Annotated in this window: 14 protein-coding genes; 7 read left to right on the top strand and 7 right to left on the bottom strand. The window is 64.7% G+C overall.

Annotated features, from left to right (window positions below; translation table 11 throughout):
- Nucleotides 1-51: 51 nt before the first annotated feature.
- Nucleotides 52-576 (bottom strand): hypothetical protein, encoded by a 525-nt coding sequence (locus WD767_01965; GenBank protein ID MEX2614838.1) that lies wholly within the window; start codon nucleotides 574-576, stop codon nucleotides 52-54.
- Nucleotides 577-790: 214 nt separating this feature from the next.
- Between WD767_01965 and WD767_01970 the strand changes: the two genes are divergently transcribed.
- From WD767_01970 to phbB, 4 genes are all read left to right on the top strand, one after another.
- A complete protein-coding gene (locus tag WD767_01970; protein MEX2614839.1) occupies nucleotides 791-1,660 on the top strand; it encodes a DMT family transporter in 870 nt (289 codons plus the stop codon).
- Between the two features lie 93 nt (nucleotides 1,661-1,753).
- A complete protein-coding gene (locus tag WD767_01975; GenBank protein ID MEX2614840.1) occupies nucleotides 1,754-2,764 on the top strand; it encodes an aldo/keto reductase in 1,011 nt (336 codons plus the stop codon).
- A gap of 157 nt (nucleotides 2,765-2,921) precedes the next feature.
- Nucleotides 2,922-3,824 carry a phytanoyl-CoA dioxygenase family protein gene (locus WD767_01980; GenBank protein ID MEX2614841.1) on the top strand — a complete coding sequence of 301 codons (903 nt, stop codon included), beginning with the start codon at nucleotides 2,922-2,924 and terminating at the stop codon, nucleotides 3,822-3,824.
- A 195-nt stretch (nucleotides 3,825-4,019) separates the two neighbouring features.
- A complete protein-coding gene (phbB, locus tag WD767_01985) occupies nucleotides 4,020-4,742 on the top strand; it encodes an acetoacetyl-CoA reductase (protein ID MEX2614842.1) in 723 nt (240 codons plus the stop codon).
- Nucleotides 4,743-4,765: 23 nt separating this feature from the next.
- On the opposite strand, the gene WD767_01990 is transcribed toward phbB, so the two are convergent.
- Nucleotides 4,766-5,941: a DUF1207 domain-containing protein gene (locus WD767_01990; protein ID MEX2614843.1), complete on the bottom strand. Its 1,176-nt coding sequence runs from the start codon at nucleotides 5,939-5,941 to the stop codon at nucleotides 4,766-4,768.
- A 127-nt stretch (nucleotides 5,942-6,068) separates the two neighbouring features.
- Complete coding sequence (locus WD767_01995) at nucleotides 6,069-7,604, bottom strand: acetyl-CoA acetyltransferase (protein ID MEX2614844.1); 1,536 nt, start codon at nucleotides 7,602-7,604, stop codon at nucleotides 6,069-6,071.
- A 118-nt stretch (nucleotides 7,605-7,722) separates the two neighbouring features.
- On the opposite strand from WD767_01995, the gene WD767_02000 reads away from it, so the two are divergent.
- Entirely contained in the window at nucleotides 7,723-8,793 is a 1,071-nt protein-coding gene (locus WD767_02000; protein MEX2614845.1) for an amidohydrolase family protein, read from the top strand.
- Between the two features lie 14 nt (nucleotides 8,794-8,807).
- Here the strand turns inward: WD767_02000 and WD767_02005 are convergent, their stop codons facing one another.
- On the bottom strand, nucleotides 8,808-9,449 hold the full coding sequence (locus WD767_02005) for a hypothetical protein (GenBank protein ID MEX2614846.1): 642 nt from the start codon (nucleotides 9,447-9,449) through the stop codon (nucleotides 8,808-8,810).
- A 60-nt stretch (nucleotides 9,450-9,509) separates the two neighbouring features.
- Nucleotides 9,510-11,417 carry a biosynthetic arginine decarboxylase gene (speA, locus tag WD767_02010; protein ID MEX2614847.1) on the bottom strand — a complete coding sequence of 636 codons (1,908 nt, stop codon included), beginning with the start codon at nucleotides 11,415-11,417 and terminating at the stop codon, nucleotides 9,510-9,512.
- Nucleotides 11,418-11,638: 221 nt separating this feature from the next.
- Here speA and WD767_02015 point away from each other — a divergent pair, with 221 nt between their 5' ends.
- Nucleotides 11,639-12,802 (top strand): efflux RND transporter periplasmic adaptor subunit, encoded by a 1,164-nt coding sequence (locus WD767_02015; GenBank protein ID MEX2614848.1) that lies wholly within the window; start codon nucleotides 11,639-11,641, stop codon nucleotides 12,800-12,802.
- Between the two features lie 6 nt (nucleotides 12,803-12,808).
- Nucleotides 12,809-15,952, top strand: a complete 3,144-nt coding sequence (locus tag WD767_02020) for a multidrug efflux RND transporter permease subunit (protein MEX2614849.1) — start codon at nucleotides 12,809-12,811, stop codon at nucleotides 15,950-15,952.
- A gap of 3 nt (nucleotides 15,953-15,955) precedes the next feature.
- Here the strand turns inward: WD767_02020 and WD767_02025 are convergent, their stop codons facing one another.
- Both WD767_02025 and WD767_02030 read right to left on the bottom strand, forming a co-directional pair.
- Complete coding sequence (locus WD767_02025) at nucleotides 15,956-16,609, bottom strand: phosphoribosyltransferase family protein (GenBank protein MEX2614850.1); 654 nt, start codon at nucleotides 16,607-16,609, stop codon at nucleotides 15,956-15,958.
- The coding region (locus WD767_02030; GenBank protein ID MEX2614851.1) for a M20/M25/M40 family metallo-hydrolase at nucleotides 16,606-17,581 on the bottom strand (976 nt) is incomplete at its 5' end. The genes WD767_02030 and WD767_02025, both read right to left, overlap by 4 nt.

Genomic DNA, 17,581 nt, shown 5'->3' on the forward strand with positions numbered 1-17,581 from the left:
GAGAATTGAATCACGACCGCGCGACGCTGGGAAGGGTTTTTCCGCAGCCTGCTAGTGAACGGTTCTGTATTCGGGGGCGGGGGCGGCGCCGGCGACCGGTAAAGGCGCCGGCCGGCTGCGGTCGGGAAACGCCAGCCCGTGATTCCCCATGAAGTGGGCCACCTGCGAGGCGGCGTCGATCAGGTCGCCGATCCCGTCGGCGCACACCATCCATTCGGCCAGCGCATGGGCATGCGACAGCCGCCGTCGCTGGCAGGCCGCGACCATGTTGACGATACAGATCTCGTCCGCGCACAGGCATGGGCAGCATGGCTGGTGATAGGCGATATTGCGCCGCGCATGGCATTGCAGCCCCCTGACCAGCCGGGCGAAGCCGGACAGCGCCGCCTTCCCGTCGGGTTCGCCGAAATTTCGCGCAAACTCGTTCCAGACCAGCGACCAGTGGCCGCCGTCATTCTGCCGGAGTCCCAGGATCCAGCGGCGGAACGAGCGGACGATGAACCGTTCCGCGGCATCGAGTTCCCGCGTTTCCGTCGGCCAGAGACGCGTGCCGGTATCAATAATATCAGGCGACAATATCGTGCTCCCCGTTAATTTATTCCCGTCCTGCGCCCGATACAGGCCCGACGGACAACAGCGCGATGCTGATCCGGGAGGATAATGCGACTAATTCTCAATATCAATTTATTTCGAATAAAATTCTTCCTGCTGGCTTTTCATCCCACAGAGGCTAGATTGCGCTGGCTCCGACGGGGCAAGCCCCTTCCCGAACAATCAGGTAACCCCGAGCATGGCGATCGACCGCCCCTTTTTTGGCATCGCGCTGTTCGTCTTTGCGAACTTCCTCACCGCGATCATCAACGCCGCGGCGAAATACTATTCGCCGGAGTTGCACTCCATCCATGTGACGTGGGGCTATTTCCTGTCGATGACGACCTACATCCTCATCTTCGCCATGGTGAAACGCATTCCCCTGCGCAGGATGTACTCAACGAACCGGATCGGGCTGCACATGCTGCGCTCGGCGATCATCGTGACCAGCATCTGCTCGCTGTTCCTCGGCATGAGCTATCTGCCGATGGCGGACACGATCGCGATCACTTTCGCCTCACCGTTCATCATCACCGTGCTGTCGATCCCGATCCTCGGCGAGAAAGTCGGGCTGCACCGCTGGTCGGCCGTACTGGTCGGGCTGGCGGGCGTGCTTATCGTGATCCGGCCCAGCGGCACAATGCACTGGGCCGTGATCATGCCGGTCATATCGGCCTTCGCCTTCGCCCTGTTCCAGATAGTCACGCGCAAGCTCAGCAGCACCGAACCCACGCTCGTCGCACTGTTCTATACGGGCGTCGGCAGCCTGCTGTGGACCAGCCTGATCGTCGGCTTCGTCTGGTCGCCATTGACCCTGGAGTTCGTGGCGATGTTCTTCTTTATCGGGCTGCTCGGCGTTGTGGCGCATTTCATGATGATCCGCGCGGCGGAAGGCGCCCAGGTGTCGCTACTGGCGCCGTTCAATTATACCAAGCTGATCTGGGCGACGATCCTGGGGTATTACATCTTCGGCCATATCCCGGGGCTGCACGTCCTCGCCGGCACGGTCATCATCGTCGCCAGCGGGTTATACGTGCTGTGGCGCGAACAGCGGGCCAGAAGGGCCTGACGACCCGCCACGATCATTTTCCGGGATATTCTCCGCCGCCTGTTCGGTTATAATCCTCACCGATTGCAACGAATGCGACAGGGAACGGGAAAAATGGAATTTCGCTATCTCGGCAACAGCGGGCTGCGGGTCTCGACCCTCTGCCTCGGCACCCTGGATTTCGGCAGCAGCATGTCGGACGCCACCGCCGCCAAGGTCATCGACATGGCGCGCGACAACCAGGTCAACTTCATCGACTGCGCCGACGCCTATTCCGGCGGCAAGGCGGAAACGGTGCTGGGCAAGCTGCTCAGGAAGGACCGCAATAACTGGGTCCTCGCGACCAAGATCGGACAGCACGACGGCCCGCCGGAGCGCAAGCGCGGATTGTCGCGGAAATGGATCATGGAAGGCATCGACGCCAGCCTGAAACGGCTCGCGACCGACTATGTCGACATCTACTACATGCATCACCGCGACCGCGACACGCCGCTGATCGAAAGCATCACCGCCATGCGCGATGTCATCGCCAGCGGCAAGGCGACCTATTGGGGCTTTTCCAACCATTACGGCTGGGAAGTGGCGGAGATCATCCGGCTGTGCGACCGGACCGGCACGCCCTACCCCGTCGTCAGCCAGCCGATGTACAACATCGTCATGCGGCAGGCGGAAAACGACCACCTGCCCGCCTGCGAGCATTTCGGCATCGGCGTGGCCCCGTTCTCGCCGCTGGCGCGCGGCGCGCTGACCGGCAAATACGAGCAGGGCAAGGCGCCCCCGAAGAACAGCCGCGCCGCGCGCGGCGACGCCAGCATCCTCAACCGCGACCTGCAGCCGGAAGTCTATACGGTCGTGGACGCGATCAGGAAGCACGTCGCCAAACGCGGCATGACGCCGGCGGAATTCGCGACGCTTTGGGTCCTCAACAACAAAATCGTCACCAGCGTCATTACCGGTCCCCGGACCCTGCAGCAGTGGAAGGGCTATATCGACGCCCTGAAGCATGAATTCACGGCCGAAGACGAAGCGCTGGTCGACAGCCTCGTTGCCGCCGGTCACCCGGCCGCGCCCGGATTCAACTGGAACCGCCATCCCCCGATGGGCCGCAAGCCCCGCACCGCCTGAAAAACGAAAGCGCCACGGAACCGGCCTGCTGCCGGGACGGTTATTGATCACAAGGCAGGTTGTCAGGCGCAAATGCTTGCGGCCGGAATTGGCACCCGCTACCGTGGCGAGAGCCCACCGGCAGTTATCGGGCTTTCAAGGTGAGGGAGGAAACACGATGCCAGTATCCCTGACGGACGATCAGGTCGCGTTTTACAGGACAAACGGCTATATCGTCGTCGAGAACGTCCTGAGCCCGGAAAAACTCGCGGATTTGCGCCGGGAAACCGAAGCAATCGTCGCTCAGGCCGGCTGCGTCAGCGAAAACGACGATATTTACGACCTCGAGGACAGCCATACGCCGGCAAATCCGCGCGTCCGCCGCATCAAGAACCCGTATGAACATTCCGAATTCTTTCGCAACCTTGCCTGCGACCCCGATATTCTGCATCCGCTGGTTCCGTTGCTGGGGCCGAATATCCGGTTCTATGGCGGCAAGATGAACATGAAATCGGCCGGGTACGGCGCGCCGGTGGAATGGCACCAGGACTGGGCCTTCTATCCGCACACGAATGACGACGTCCTGGCGACCGGCATCCTGCTGGACGACTGCGATGAATCGAACGGACCGCTGATGGTGCTGCCCGGCTCTCACAAGGGACCGACCTACAATCATCACCACAACGGGCGTTTCTGCGGCGCCATCGACCCGGAGGCCGCCAGGCTGGATGTAAGCGCCGCCGTTCCGCTGACGGGCAAGGCCGGCTCCATGACGATTCACCACGTCCGCATGGTGCATGGATCGGCGATGAACACGTCGAACCGGCAGCGCCGCCTGCTGCTGTGGGAATACGCCGCGGCGGATGCCTGGCCGCTGGTCGGCCCGAAGGTGCCGCCGGCGGAATACGATTCGCGGATCGTGCTGGGGACGGCGCCGACGGAAATCCGGGTCCGGGAAGCGCCGGTCCGCATGCCCTATCCGCCGGCCCCGCACCAGGGATCGATTTATGAGAACCAGAAGGATTCGGGCCGGCTATTCTTCGAAACCTTCACCGATCGCCAGAAAGCCAGTGTCGGATGATCTGAATCACCGGACGGACATGAGATCGGATTCACAGGTTTGAGGGGGAACGTCTTGCGGTTTCCTTCAGGCCTTATGTGCTATATTTCCCGCTAATATTCGAACCCGGTTCCTGACCCCTGCCATCCGGGGATTCGTAACCAGGGCTAACCAAGTACCCGGCGCTGTACGGGTCGTACATTATGGGAGGATACAGTGGGACGCGTAGCAATCGTTACCGGTGGAACGCGCGGTATCGGCGCCGCCATCAGCATGACCCTGAAGAAAAACGGGTACAGCGTTGCCGCCTTTTATGCCAGCAATGACGAGGCGGCCGGCGCCTTCAGGAGGGACACCGGCATATCCGTTTACAAGGTCGATGTCAGCAATTCCGATGCCTGTGAAGCCGGCGTCGGAAAGGTCGCGGCCGAACTCGGCCCGGTCGAGGTGCTGGTCAACAATGCCGGCATCACCCGCGACGGCACCCTGCACCGGATGGATCACGAAAAGTGGCAGGCGGTCATCGACACCAATCTCGGTTCCTGCTTCAACATGTGCCATGCCGTTATCCAGGGCATGCGCGAACGCAAGTTCGGCCGAATCGTCAATGTCGGCTCGATCAACGGCCAGGCCGGGCAGTACGGCCAGGTCAATTACGCCGCCGCCAAATCCGGCATCCACGGCTTCACCAAGGCGCTGGCGCAGGAAGGTGCGGCGGTCGGCATCACCGTGAACGCGGTCGCCCCCGGCTATGTCGATACGGACATGGTGCGCTCGGTCCCGCCGAACATCCTGGAAAAGATCGTCGAACGCATCCCGGTCGGCCGGCTGGGCACGGCGGACGATATCGCCCGCGGCGTTTTATTTCTGGTGGCGGACGAAGCCAGCTTCGTTACCGGCTCGACCATGTCGATCAACGGCGGCCAGCATATGTACTGACCGGCGGCGTCGCCTCTCGGAGATCACTCCAGATAGACATGCATGCCGAGGCCGATATATTCCACGCCGCGGTCGTAGAACTGGCCGTTCGGACTGCGGCCGTTGAAATATTCCAGCATCAGCTGCACCTGCTGGCTTTTCGCGACCGGGTTTTCGAACTGGATGCCGCCGCGCAGCGACAGGTCCGCGCGCCAGTTGTTTTCCTCCCGGTTCTGCAGGTCGGCCGCCGCGACCGGGCGCACCGCGCTGCCGAAGATCGGCAGCGTGTAGGTCGTGGGAAACGCATATTCCGCGCCGATCTGGGTTGACCAGGGGGCGAGGTCGGCCGGATCGCGGTGGAACAGGTAGCCCGCGCCCCCATAGAGCCTGAAACCGTTGTCGAACTCATACGAGGTTTTCAGGTCGACCGATTCGTAGCTCAGGTTCACCCGGTCGAAATCCTGGCGCCGCAGCAGGAACTCGTCGCCCAGATGGGAACTCTGGTGGAACACGCGGGCCATGGCCGAGAAATTGCCGTTGCGGTAGCTCACCGGGATGCCGACCCAGTAATCCGCATTGATCAGATCCTTGGACTCGGCGTTGAGGTCGAAAATGCCGAAGACCGCCGCCTGGAAATCGACCTGCCAGCGCGCATCCTTGCCGGCGCTGCCCCGCAGCAGCCCGAAGGATTCGCCGAAGCTGACGGTGCCTGCATCGTTCACTTCCTCATCGTCCCGGTAATAGTGATAGGCGGCGGAAAAATGCGCCCAGCGCGGATCGGCCCATAACGGATTGAACAGCCGGCCGCCCGGCAGCGTTTCGAGCCCGCGGGCGGATTCGGGCGCGTCCAGCGCTTCGGTGCCCTTTTCTTCCGCCGGCGCCGCCGGTTCGCGGATCTGCGCCATGACCGGCGCTTTCGGTTGCGCGTCGGAGATTTCGGCGGTTTCAATCCGTACCGAAAGCACACCGTTGAGTTCGGACAGCGCGGACTGGAGCCGGTTCTTTTCGATATCCGGCAGCGCCGCGACCCTGACGGTCACGAATCCGCCGACGACACTTATCACCGGCTCGGCGATTTCGAATTCCCGCACCACGATGGCGGACACATAGCCCGCCAGGAAGCTGTCCTCCGGCGGCGGCAGGGTCGCCTGTGCGACCCGAAAGGGGCCCGCCAGCAACAATACCGCCGCGAACAGGGCCGGTAGATAACGCGCGTTCATGAAGTATCTGTCCCCTGGAAAAAAGCCGCTCCCAATGCGCCTCAACGCCGGTATGGAACTTAGGTTCCGGACGGGGAATGTAAACCGGTTTTCCACATCGCGGCGGCGTGCGCTGACAGCGCGCTCCTTATCCCGGCAGAAACACGTTCTGTCCATCGGCATGGGTTACCCTGCCCGGGCGTCCCACATCGCCGTTTTCCTGCAGGTCCATCAGGGTCGCCCTATCGGCGGGGGTATTGGCGACGAAACGGACGTTCCCGTCATCCAGCCTGCCGATGACGATGCCCAGTTCCGGCCCGTCCGGACGGTGCATCACCGTCCAGGTTTCGATCCGCGCCGCGCCGTTCGCCTGTTCGGTCAGGGGCGGTCTGGGCATGGCGTCGATCTCCGCCTGCCCCTTCGCCGGGTCCTCGCGCCGCCAGGGCCCTTCGGTCGGCGCGGTCGAATAGATCCCGGCGCCGTGCTTGGTGACGTTATGGCCGTTCGCCGTACACAGCCCGAAGCTGCCGGGCCTGCCGCGCACCCGGTTCATCATCTCGGCGATGGAATGGGTGACGTAGTTGTTGCCCGGCCCGCCGAAGAACGGCAGCCCGCCGGTGACGGTCAGCCCGCGCGGATCGTCCTCCGCGATGCCGATTTCCCGCGCGCCGATCTGGATCGCCGCCGGGAAGCAGCTGTACAGATCGAGGAAATCCATGTCCGCCGGGGTCTTGCCCGCCATGTCGAAGGCGCGCCCCGCCACCGTGCGGATCGCGGGCGAGGAACGGTAGTTCACCCGCTCGGTGATCCACCAGTGGTCCCAGGCATCGCCGCAGCCATGCAGGTAGACCCATTTCGACGGATCGATGCCCAGTTCCCGCGCCTTGCCGACGCTGGTCATGATCAGCGCCGCCGACTGGTCGATATAGGGGTTGGAATTCATCAGCCGCGTATAGGGGAAGCCGATATACCGGTTGTCCGGCGACACCGTGGCGATCTGTTCCGCCGTGAAGCCCTCGCGCCGCACCGCCAGCGGGTTATCGTGCGCGACCCTGGCGAAACCCGCCAGCAGGTTGCCGATGGCCTGCATGTGTTCGGCGGCGCCCCGGCCCCGGTCGGCGCGGATCGCGTTTTCGAACAGCGGATAGTTGAAGATCGGCGCGCGCATGCCGTGGCGCATTTCGTACTCGTTGACGCCGGGGCGCATGTCGCCCGGTTCCTCGTATTCGCCCTCGGCTTCCTCGTTCCAGTCGATTTCGATCCCGGCCCGGCGCGCGCCGCGCTGGGTGCGCAGGGCCTCGCCGCCGCCGATCAGCGCGATGTCGACCTCGCCCCGCGCGATTTCCTCCGCCGTGCGGTTGACCATGTATTGCGGCATGTTGCCGCCGGGCGAGGTGTATTGCAGCCGGCGCGGCGCGGCGCCGAGCCGTTTCGCCACCGCCGCCGGCGGGTTGGTGCAGCGGCCGAAAGGCGACTCGAAGCGCCAGCTCGTATCGGTGTAAAGCCGCAGGATACAGAGCGAATCCAGCCCGCGCAGCACGGCCTCCCCCGCCCCGGTATCCGCCGCCGCCAGCCGCGCCGCCCGTTCGATCATGTCGATGGCGGACTGGCCCCGTTCCGGCGGGGTGTCGAGGTCGGTCACCTGGCCGCAGCCGACGAGGACAGGGGTACGGGGGTCGGTCATGGCGCGGCCTCTTGCGGTGGAAATGGCGGGCCGGAACTGTAGCGGCGCGGGCCCGCTTGCGGCAAGCCGCGCCAGCCACTACCGTTCCGCGCAATCACTATATCCGGGGGGAGCCACCATGACCGAAACACGCAGCCCGCTATCCGACACGCCCGTGCCGGGCGCCTACGGCCAGATTCATCCGCTGCGCCCGGACTGGCTGGCCAGGGCCGAACCGGAAGACATCATCGAGCCGGACCTGCCGATCATCGACACCCACCAGCATTTCTGGGACCGGCCGGGCCGGCGCTACATGCTGCCGGATTTCCTGGCGGATGCCGGGACCGGCCACAACGTTATCGGATCCGTCTTCGTCGAATGCGGCTCCATGTACCGCGCCGGGGGACCGGAAGCGATGCGCGCGGTCGGCGAGGTCGAATTCGCCGCCGGCATCGCCGCGATGTGCGAAAGCGGCCAGTACGGCCACACCATGGCCGCCAGCGGCATCGTCGGTTTCGCCGACCTGACCCGCGGCGAGGCGGCGCGCGAACTGCTGGAAGCCATGATCCGCGCCGGCGGCGGGCGTTTCCGCGGGGTGCGCCACGCGGCCAACTGGCACAAGGACCCCGCCGTGGGCAACAGCCACCACGCCGATACCGGCGCGGGCCTGTATGCGCGCGACGATTTCCGCGCGGGGTTCGGGGTACTGACATCGCTGGGCCTGTCGCTCGACGCCTGGGTCTACTTCACCCAGCTTGGCGAACTCACCGGCCTCGCCCGCGCCTTCCCGGAGTCCAGCATCATCGTCAACCATAATGGCGGACCGCTGGGCTACGGCCCCTATACCGGCAAAACGGATGCGGTATTCCCGGTCTGGAAGGCGGGCATGGCGGCACTGGCCAAATGCCCCAATGTCACGATGAAACTGGGCGGCATGCTGATGCGGCTGGCGGCGTTCGATTACCACACCGCCGACAGGCCGATTTCCTCGCAGGGGCTTGCCGATTTATGGGAACCGTGGATCGCGCCGACCGTCGAGATGTTCGGCGCCGATCGCTGCACCTTCGAAAGCAACTTTCCGGTGGAGAAGATGGGCGTCACCTACGCCGCGCTGTGGAACGCCTTCAAGCGCATTGCCTCGGGCTGTTCGGCGGCGGAAAAAACGGCGCTGTTCAGCGGCACGGCGAGGCGGGCGTACCGGCTGACCTGAGGGAGAGACAGCGGTCAGATGCGGATCTGCGCCAGGAAACCCGTGAGTTTGCGGCGATCGGGCAGGTTCAGCAGCCGGTTGATATAGCCGATGCACCGGAGGCAGAGAATCAATGCGCCGCTGATGACCGACAGGATGAAGAGCACCAGAATCACGAACAGCGCGACCGCCACGAACTCGCCCGGCCGGGTGAACAGGTCGCTATAGGCCGCGCCCTGTTCGGTCACCGCGCGCATGATCAGCGGTAGCGGCACGAACCAGGCGACAATCAGCACCACCGCGTTCAGCGCCGTGTAGAAGGCGATCCAGCCGTCGGAAATGCGATATTCGCCGACCAGGTAGGCGTTGCCGTCGAAGATCTCGACATGGCCGTGGAATCCCATCCTGTGGAACACCGGACGGAATATCGACGCCGCGGGATTCACCACCAGTTCGCCCGGCGACGCCGTCGTCTCGATTTTCGGATCGCGCGTGATCGCCAGCGCCGTCGCGTCGATCAGCCGCCCGTCGGCCAGGGCGCGTTTCCAGGAATTTTCGCCGTCCGGCCGGTCGCTGACGGGAAATACCCAGAATTCAGTGCAGTTCTGCCACTGGACGAGTTGCTCCAGCAGTTGCAGGGCGCAGGCGACACCGGGTCCGATCAGGCGTCCGAACATCGGGAACGAAACCTTCCGCAGCACGCGATGGCCGAATATACACGAACGCGGCTGCCCCGGTCATCGCAGATACGTATATCCATTCAGACAGGACTCGTAGAAATCGACCAGGCGGACGCCCTCGCGCGAGCGGATCGCGCCCTTGCGGACCTCGGCGTCGATCATGCGCTTCACCTGGTCGGCCATGGCGGGGGCGTTGTACTGCATGATCGTCAGCACCTGCCCGGCGGAGGAACCGGGGATGACTTCCTCGATATAGAAATCGGTCGGATCGTCGTCGTCGCAGAACACATGCGCCTCGTTCAGCCGGCCGAACAGGTTGTGCATGTCGCCCATCACGTCCTGATAGGCGCCGGTCAGGAACAGGCCGAGGTAATAATCCTCGCCCGGTCGCAGGTCGTGCAGCGGCACGGTCGACTGTTCGCCGTATTCGCCGATGAAATGGGCGATCTTGCCGTCGCTGTCGCAGGTGATATCCGCCAGCGTGCAGTGATTGGACGGCGGCTCGTTCAACCGGGTCAGCGGCACCACCGGCAGGATCTGGCCGATGGCCCAGCTGTCCGCCGCCGACTGGAACAGCGAGAAATTGCACAGGTATTGCGAGGCCAGCAGTTCGTCGATGTTCTTCAGGTCCTCGGAAACGAAATCGGCCGATTTCAAACCCTCGGAGACCGCCCGCAGCAGCTTCCAGTAGAGCGTCTCCACCTTGGCCAGCTCCTCCAGCCGGACGACGCCGAGCCTGAAGCCCTCCAGCACGCCGTCCATGACCCGCGAGCCCCGGTTCCAGGCTTCCTGATAATTGCGGTACTCCGCCAGTTCGTCGCAGAGGGTCCGCATATTCGTCACCAGGAAATGCTCGCCCTCCTCCGCATGGGTCGCGATGCCGTTCGCGCCGTTGGCGATTTCGCCGATCACCTTGATGATCACGCAGGAATGATGCGCCACCACGGCGCGGCCGCTTTCGCTGACCAGGTTGGGATGGTCGACTTCCTCCAGGTCGCAGATCTGCTTCACGCTGTACACCACGCTGCTGGCGTATTCGCCCAGCGTGTAGTTCATCGAGGAATCGCCGCTCGACCGGCTGCCGTCGTAGTCGACGCCCAGCCCGCCGCCGATATCGAGATACTGCAGCGGGATGCCGCGCTTGCGCAGCCGGGCATAGATCCGGGTCGCCTCCTGCACCGCATTCTCGACGAAGCGGATATCGGAGAGCTGGCTGCCGATATGGAAATGCAGCAGCTGGATGCAGTCGCCATAGCCCTGCGCCTGAATATAGGCGATGGCGTTGAGGATTTCAGAGGTTGTCAGCCCGAACTTGGCGCGCTCGCCGCTGGACCCGCTCCACCGGCCCTCGGTCTTCACCCGCATCTTGATGCGCAACCCGATGACCGGCCGGACCTCCATCTCCGCCGCCAGCCGCAGCAGCGGCGCGATTTCGGTGAATTTTTCGACCACGACGATCACCTTGCGCCCCAGCCGGTTGCCGAGCAGCGCCAGCCGCAGGAATTCCTCGTCCTTGTAACCGTTGCAGATGGTCACCGCCTCGCCGCCCACATCGTATGACAGCACCGCCATCAGTTCCGGCTTCGACCCCGCCTCCAGCCCGTAATGATAAGGCTTCCCGGCGTCGACGATCTCGTCCACCACCTCGCGCATCTGGTTGACCTTGATCGGGTAGACGCCGCGATAGACGCCGCCGTATTCCGCGTCGGCGATGGCCGCCGCGAAGCTTTCGTTGATTTCCCGCACCCGGTTCTTGAGGATGTCGTGGAAGCGCAGCACGATCGGGAACTGCACATTCTGTTCCCGCAACTCCTCGACGACTTCCTGGATGGCGATGCGCACCGTTTCGTCGCCGATGACCGGCAGGACCTGCATCCGCCCCGCATCGTCGACGCCAAAAAAACCCTCGCCCCAACGGCTGATCCGGTAGAGATCCTCGGCGCTGGCCAGTGTTCCGTCATCCATCAAATAATCTCCCTGCCGGTCGCGGAAGCCCCTCGCCGCTGTGGATGTACATATCGCGATAGGACGCGAAACGAAACCGTCGTTCTTTGTGGCAAGGCCGAGAGACGAATTGCCGCGGTGCGGTATCCGTAAAGCGACAGGATTACCACTATTTTTAGGTGCATTATTTATTGTAATGCGCTAGGTCTGTTCGCAACTGCAAAAAAGACCGACGGAGCGTCATGACCCATCCCTTCCCTCGCGGTGCCGGCCGGCTGACGGCGGTGCTGCCGCTGCTGGTTGCATTCCTGCTGACCGGCTGCGATTCCGACGCCCCGGCGCCGCAGGGCCAGGCTGAAAGCCCCCCCGCCGTCATCGTCGAGGCGGTGCAGTTGAAGGACGTGACCGAGGAACGTTCCTTTACCGGCCGTATCGAGGCCATCGAGAAGGTGCAGATCCGCGCCCGCGTGCAGGGCTTCCTGAAAAAGCGCGCCTTCGAGGAAGGCGCCGAGATCGACAAGGGCCAGCTGCTCTTCGAAATCGAACGCGAACCCTATGAAGTCGCGGTCGACCAGGCGGAAGCGAACCTGGCCAACGCCCAGGCCGCGCTCACCCTGGCCCGGCAGAACTATGACCGGACCTCGGCCCTGGCCAGAAGCAACACCGCATCCCGGGCGGCGCTGGACACCGCGCAGACGCAGCTCAGCCAGGCGCAGGCGGCGGTGCAGGCGCAACAGGCCGCGCTGAGATCGGCGCAGCTCGATCTCGGCTATACCCGCATCGCCGCGCCCATTGACGGCCGGGTCGGCCGCGCGGCCTATTCCGTCGGCAATCTGGTCAGCATCGACAGCAATCCGCTGGTCACGCTGGTGGCGCAGGACCCGATGTATGTAACCTTCCCGGTGCCGCAATGGCTGCTGCTGGAGGTGCGCAAGGAAGGCCGCGGGCCCGACAGCGTCTTCGTGAAGCTGCGGCTCGCCGACGGCACAATCTACGACCAGGAGGGTCAAATCCAGTTTGTCGACGTCGAATCCACGTCGTCCACCGATTCCGTCATGGTCCGCGCCAGCATCGCCAACCCGGACCGCCTGCTGGTCGACCAGCAGCTGGTTACGGTCATGGTCGTCACCAAACAGCCGGAACGGCGCCTTGTCGTCTCGCAATCCGCCATCCTGCTGGACCAGCAGGGCCCCTATGTGCTCGGCGTCGACGGCGACAGCAAGGCCACGATCCGGCGCATTGCGGTCGGTGAACAGCGCGGACCGCTGATCGTGGTCAAATCGGGCCTTGCGGAAGGCGACAGGGTCGTCGTCAGCGGACACCAGAAGGTGCGCCCCGGCATGACCGTCGCCGCCTCGCAGGCCGGCAACTCCGATACCCCGCCCGACAGTACGGCGCGGCAGTAATCCATCATGATCTTCAATACCTTCATCCGCCGGCCGCGCCTGGCGATGGTCCTTTCCCTGGTCATCACCCTGGCCGGGCTGGTCGCCATACTGGTCATCCCCGTGGCGCAGTATCCCAATATCGCCCCGCCGACGGTGCGCGTTGCCGCGACCTATACCGGCGCGGATGCCCGGACCGTGGAGGAAAGCGTCGCCCAGCCGCTGGAAAACGCCATCAACGGCGTCACCGGCATGACCTATATGAAATCGACCTCGGCGAATGACGGTTCATACACACTCAACGTCACCTTCGATCTGGATACGGACCCGGATATCGCCACGGTCAATGTCCAGAACCGCGCCAACCAGGCGCTTTCGAACCTGCCGCAGGAGGTCCGCAATTCGGGGCTGACGATCCAGAAAGTCTCAACCGACCTGCTGCAGGTCTTCATGTTCCATTCCGGGGACGACAGCCACGACCAGCTCTATCTCAGCAACTTCGTGACGCTGAACATCCTGAGCGAACTCAAGCGGGTGCCCGGCGTGGGCGATGCGTCGATTTTCGGCGCGCGCGACTACTCCATGCGCATCTGGATGGACCCGGAAAAGCTGGTCGGTTTCGGCATGACGCCGAACGACATCATCGCGGCGGTCGAATCGCAGAACGTGCAGGCCGCGGCGGGCCGCATCGGCGCGGCGCCGCTGAGCGACGACCAGCGCCTGCAGCTTACCGTCACCACGAAGGGCCGGTTGTCCACCGCCGAGGAATTCGGCGCGATCGTCCTGCGCAGCGAAAGCGGCGGCTCCGTGGTGCGGCTGCGTGACGTTGCGCGGATCGAACTGCAGGCCGCCAGTTTCGATACCGTGGCGCGTTACAGGGGCCGTCCCACCGCGCCCGTCGGCATCTATCTGGCGCCAGGCGGCAATGCCGTCGCCGTCGCCGAAGCGGTCTCGCAACGGCTGGAGGAACTGCGGCCGCGTTTTCCCGCCCTCGTCGACTTCTCCTACATTTACAACACCGCCTCTTTCGTCTCGTCGATGATGGACAAGGTGGTGATGACCCTGCTGGAGGCCTTCGCCCTCGTCGCCATCGTCGTTTTCGTCTTCCTGGGCCGCTTGCGGCCGACGATCATTCCGCTGGTCGCGGTGCCGGTCTCCGTGATCGGCGCCTTCGCGGTCCTGCTGGCCTTCGGCTATACCGCCAACACGATCACCCTGCTGGCGCTGGTGCTGGCCATCGGCATCGTCGTCGACGACGCGATCATCGTCGTCGAAAACGTCGAGCGCGTGATGGAGGCGGAACCCGACCTGACCCCGGCGGAAGCGACCCGCAAGGCGATGGGCGAGATCGCCGGGCCGGTCATCGCGATCACGCTGGTCCTGCTGTCCGTCTTCGTCCCCGTCGCCTTCCTGCCCGGCAGCGGCGGCGTGCTGTTCCGCCAGTTCGCGATCACGATATCGGCGGCCATGGTGATTTCCGCGATCAACGCCCTGACCCTTTCGCCGGCGCTCTGCGCGATGTTCCTGAAACCGGGCCACCCGGTCGGGCCGATGCGGCGCGTCACCGGCGCCATCAACCGCGTCGCCGACGGATACGCCGCCGTGGTCAGCCGTCTGGTCAGAACCGCGGTGCTGTCGCTGGTCGCCGTCGCGGTCGTCGCAGGCGCGATCTACGCGATCTTCGAGCGCACGCCAGCCGGTTTCCTGCCGGCGGAGGACAAGGGCTTCCTGATCGCCATATACAACCTGCCGCCCGGCGCGTCGCTGAACCGCACCGAAGCGGCGGCGAAAAAGGCCGAGGCCATCATCAACGACGATCCCGCCGTGGATGGCGCGATCACCATCCTGGGGCTGGACTTTCTGGGCGGCGGCTCGTCCTCCAGCGCCGGCGTGACCTTCGTGCGCCTCAAGCCCTATGAGGAGCGCACCGCCCCCGACATGCATGCCAGCGTCGTGGCGGGGCGCCTGTTCGGCGCGTTGTCGCAGATTCCGGACGGGTTTTTCCTCGCGCTCAACCCCCCGGCGATATCGGGCATCGGACAGGCCGGCGGCTTCGAATACGTTCTCGAGGGGCTGGAAGGGCAGGAACCGACCGCCATCGCCGCGACCATGCGCGGCCTCGTCGTCGCCGCCAACCAGCGGCCGGAACTGTCCCAGGTCTTTTCGACCTTCGAAGCCGCCACCCCGCAGGTCAGGCTGGATATCGACCGGGACAAGGTGCAGGTGCTGGGGATCAACCTCGCCGATGTCTTCGCCGCCCTGCAGGCCAGCCTCGGCGGTTACTATATCAACGACTTCAACCTGTTCGGCCGCACCTGGACGGTGCGCCTGCAGGCGGAGAAGGAAAGCCGCAACTCGATCGAAAGCATCTACGGGATTCAGGTCCGCAATCGCGACGGCCAGATGATCCCGATGTCGTCGCTCGCCCGCGCCTCGCTGGATGCGGGACCGCGCACGGTGGTGCGCTACAACACCTACCGCGCGATTTCGATCAGTGGCAGCCCCGGGCCGGGCCGGGGCGAAGGCGAGGCCATTGCCGCCATGGAGGACGTGTCCGCGGCGACCCTGCCGGCCGGCTACGGCTTCGAATGGACCGGCCAGGCGCTGGAACAGAAGCGTTCCGCCGGGCAGACTCCGATCGTCATCGGCCTTGCCGTCGTCTTCGCCTTCCTGTTCCTGGTCGGCCTGTATGAAAGCTGGAACGTCCCCATCCCGGTACTGCTGTCGGTCGCCGTCGCGGTGCTGGGCGCAATGCTTGCGCTGTGGCTCATGGACCAGAGCTTCGTGCTTTACACCCAGATCGGTATCGTCGTGCTGATCGCGCTCGCCGCCAAAAACTCGATCCTGATGACCGAATTCTCGCTGCAGCAGCGCGCGGCGGGAAAATCCATCCTGGAGTCGGCGGTTGCCGGCGCCAGGCTGCGCTTCCGCCCGGTGATGATGACCAGCTTCGCCTTCATTGCGGGGCTGATCCCCCTGGTGCGCGCCTCGGGCCCCGGCGCCGACAGCATGTTTGCGGTCGGCCTGCCGGTGCTGGCCGGCATGCTTGCGGCTTCCGTGCTGGGGATTTTCCTCATCCCGATGCTCTACGTCACCTTCCAGCGGATGCGCGAATACCGCCGCGGCGGCGCGCCGGAACCCGAAACGAAACACGGCGCCGCCGGGGACTGAGGCTCAGATCGCCGCGATGCCGCCATGACGGCGCGACCAGCGCGGCGCGTCCTCGGCGAACCCCTTCAGGTCGCGCAACGCGTCCGGCGCGAGGGAGCCGTCCCGTTCCGCGACCCGCACCAGATCGCCGAGCGTCGTCAGCGACAGGATATCGGTCGCTTCGGGGAAAATGCCGTAATTGAAGAAGACGAAGATACCGACGACATGCGCCTGCGCCCGCTCCAGCGCGGCCTTCAGGTTCTGTTTGGTGCGGCCGTCGGTCGTCAGATCGTCGACCAGCAGGGTGCCGGTCCCCGGCGCGAAGGTGCCCTCGAACTGGGACAGCCGGTCGAAGCCGCGCGCCTGCTTCAGCGCCACCACCAGCGGCAGGTCGAGACGGTCGGCGACAATTGTCGCAAACGGCACGCCGGCCAGTTCGCAGCCTGCCACCTGTTCAAATGATCCCGCCGGAAGCGCCGCCGCGATCCGGTCCAGCGCCAGTTCCAGCAGCCGGCCGCGCGCCTGCGGATAGGAAATCAGCCGCTTCAGGTCGACGAAGACCGGGCTGGCCCAGCCGGAGGAAAAGAAGAACGGCTCGCCGCCGGTGCGGGTGTGCACCGCGCCGCAGTCGAGAATGATTCGCGCGGCTTCCTCCGCGCTGTCGCCGGCACTGTTCATGACCCGAACCCTTCCCCGGCATTCGCCGCGTCCCGTATGCCATCCGCCAGCAACGCGGCGGCGGCAAAGAAATCCTCGAAATCCATCGCCTCATGCGGGTTGTGGCTGCCCTTGTCGTTGCGCACGAAGATCATGGCCGATGGCACGCCCGCATTGGCGAAAACGGCGGAATCGTGGCCCGCGCCCGACGGCATGACCTCGTAATCCATCCCGGCGCGCCGCGCCAGCGCTTGGAGATGTTCGATCATCGGTTCGGACATCCGCGCCGGTTCGGTCCGCACCGCCGGCCCCAGATCGAAGGCGACGCCGCGCTTGCCGCCGATCTGCGCGCATTCGGTTTCGATCAGCTTGCCGAAGGATTCCAGCGTCCGCGCATCCTGGCTGCGGTATTCGAAGGCGAAGCTGACCTGCCCCGGCACCCGCGAGATGGCGTGTTCGCGCGCGTCGGTTTCGACGATCCCGGCGGTGAAGACCAGGTCCTCGCCCCATTCCAGCAGCACCCGCCAGTGTTCGTCCAGCCGCATCAGCAGTTCCGACATCGCCAGCACCGCGTCATGGCGTAGCCAGCGCGGCACCGCGCCGGAATGCGCCGCCTCGCCCCGGCAGACCACGTGGCGGCGGCGGATATTGCCGCGAATACCGGTAACGATGCCGACCGGCTTTTCCCGCGCGATCAGCACCGGCCCCTGTTCGATGTGTAGTTCAAACCAGCAGTGGAACGCGGCCGGATCGCGCAATTGCCGGCCCGCCCGAACGGTTTCCATATCGACGCCGCAAGCGGCCATGCAATCGGCCAGGGTGCGGTCGGAATCGCGATGGGCGCTGGCGAAATCGGCGTCGGTCAACTGGCCGAAGATCGCCCGCGAGCCGAAATAGCAGGGCCCGCCGAACCAGGCGCTTTCCTCGCCGCGCAGGACGATCAGCTCCATCGGCCGCCGCTCGAAGTCGAACTTGAAGGTGCCGAGCGCACCT

It is taken from the genome of Alphaproteobacteria bacterium, assembly GCA_040905865.1.
GTDB lineage: Bacteria > Pseudomonadota > Alphaproteobacteria > UBA8366.

Bases quoted from the DNA above. Each gene is read 5' to 3' on its own strand.
- WD767_01995 (MEX2614844.1), bottom strand. From the start codon at position 7,604: ATGACCGACCCCCGTACCCCTGTCCTCGTCGGCTGCGGCCAGGTGACC.
- WD767_01970 (MEX2614839.1), top strand. From the start codon at position 791: ATGGCGATCGACCGCCCCTTTTTTGGCATCGCGCTGTTCGTCTTTGCG.
- WD767_02020 (MEX2614849.1), top strand. From the start codon at position 12,809: ATGATCTTCAATACCTTCATCCGCCGGCCGCGCCTGGCGATGGTCCTT.
- WD767_02015 (MEX2614848.1), top strand. From the start codon at position 11,639: ATGACCCATCCCTTCCCTCGCGGTGCCGGCCGGCTGACGGCGGTGCTG.
- WD767_02005 (MEX2614846.1), bottom strand. From the start codon at position 9,449: ATGTTCGGACGCCTGATCGGACCCGGTGTCGCCTGCGCCCTGCAACTG.
- WD767_01990 (MEX2614843.1), bottom strand. From the start codon at position 5,941: ATGAACGCGCGTTATCTACCGGCCCTGTTCGCGGCGGTATTGTTGCTG.
- speA (MEX2614847.1), bottom strand. From the start codon at position 11,417: ATGGATGACGGAACACTGGCCAGCGCCGAGGATCTCTACCGGATCAGC.
- WD767_02025 (MEX2614850.1), bottom strand. From the start codon at position 16,609: ATGAACAGTGCCGGCGACAGCGCGGAGGAAGCCGCGCGAATCATTCTC.
- WD767_01980 (MEX2614841.1), top strand. From the start codon at position 2,922: ATGCCAGTATCCCTGACGGACGATCAGGTCGCGTTTTACAGGACAAAC.
- WD767_01975 (MEX2614840.1), top strand. From the start codon at position 1,754: ATGGAATTTCGCTATCTCGGCAACAGCGGGCTGCGGGTCTCGACCCTC.
- WD767_02000 (MEX2614845.1), top strand. From the start codon at position 7,723: ATGACCGAAACACGCAGCCCGCTATCCGACACGCCCGTGCCGGGCGCC.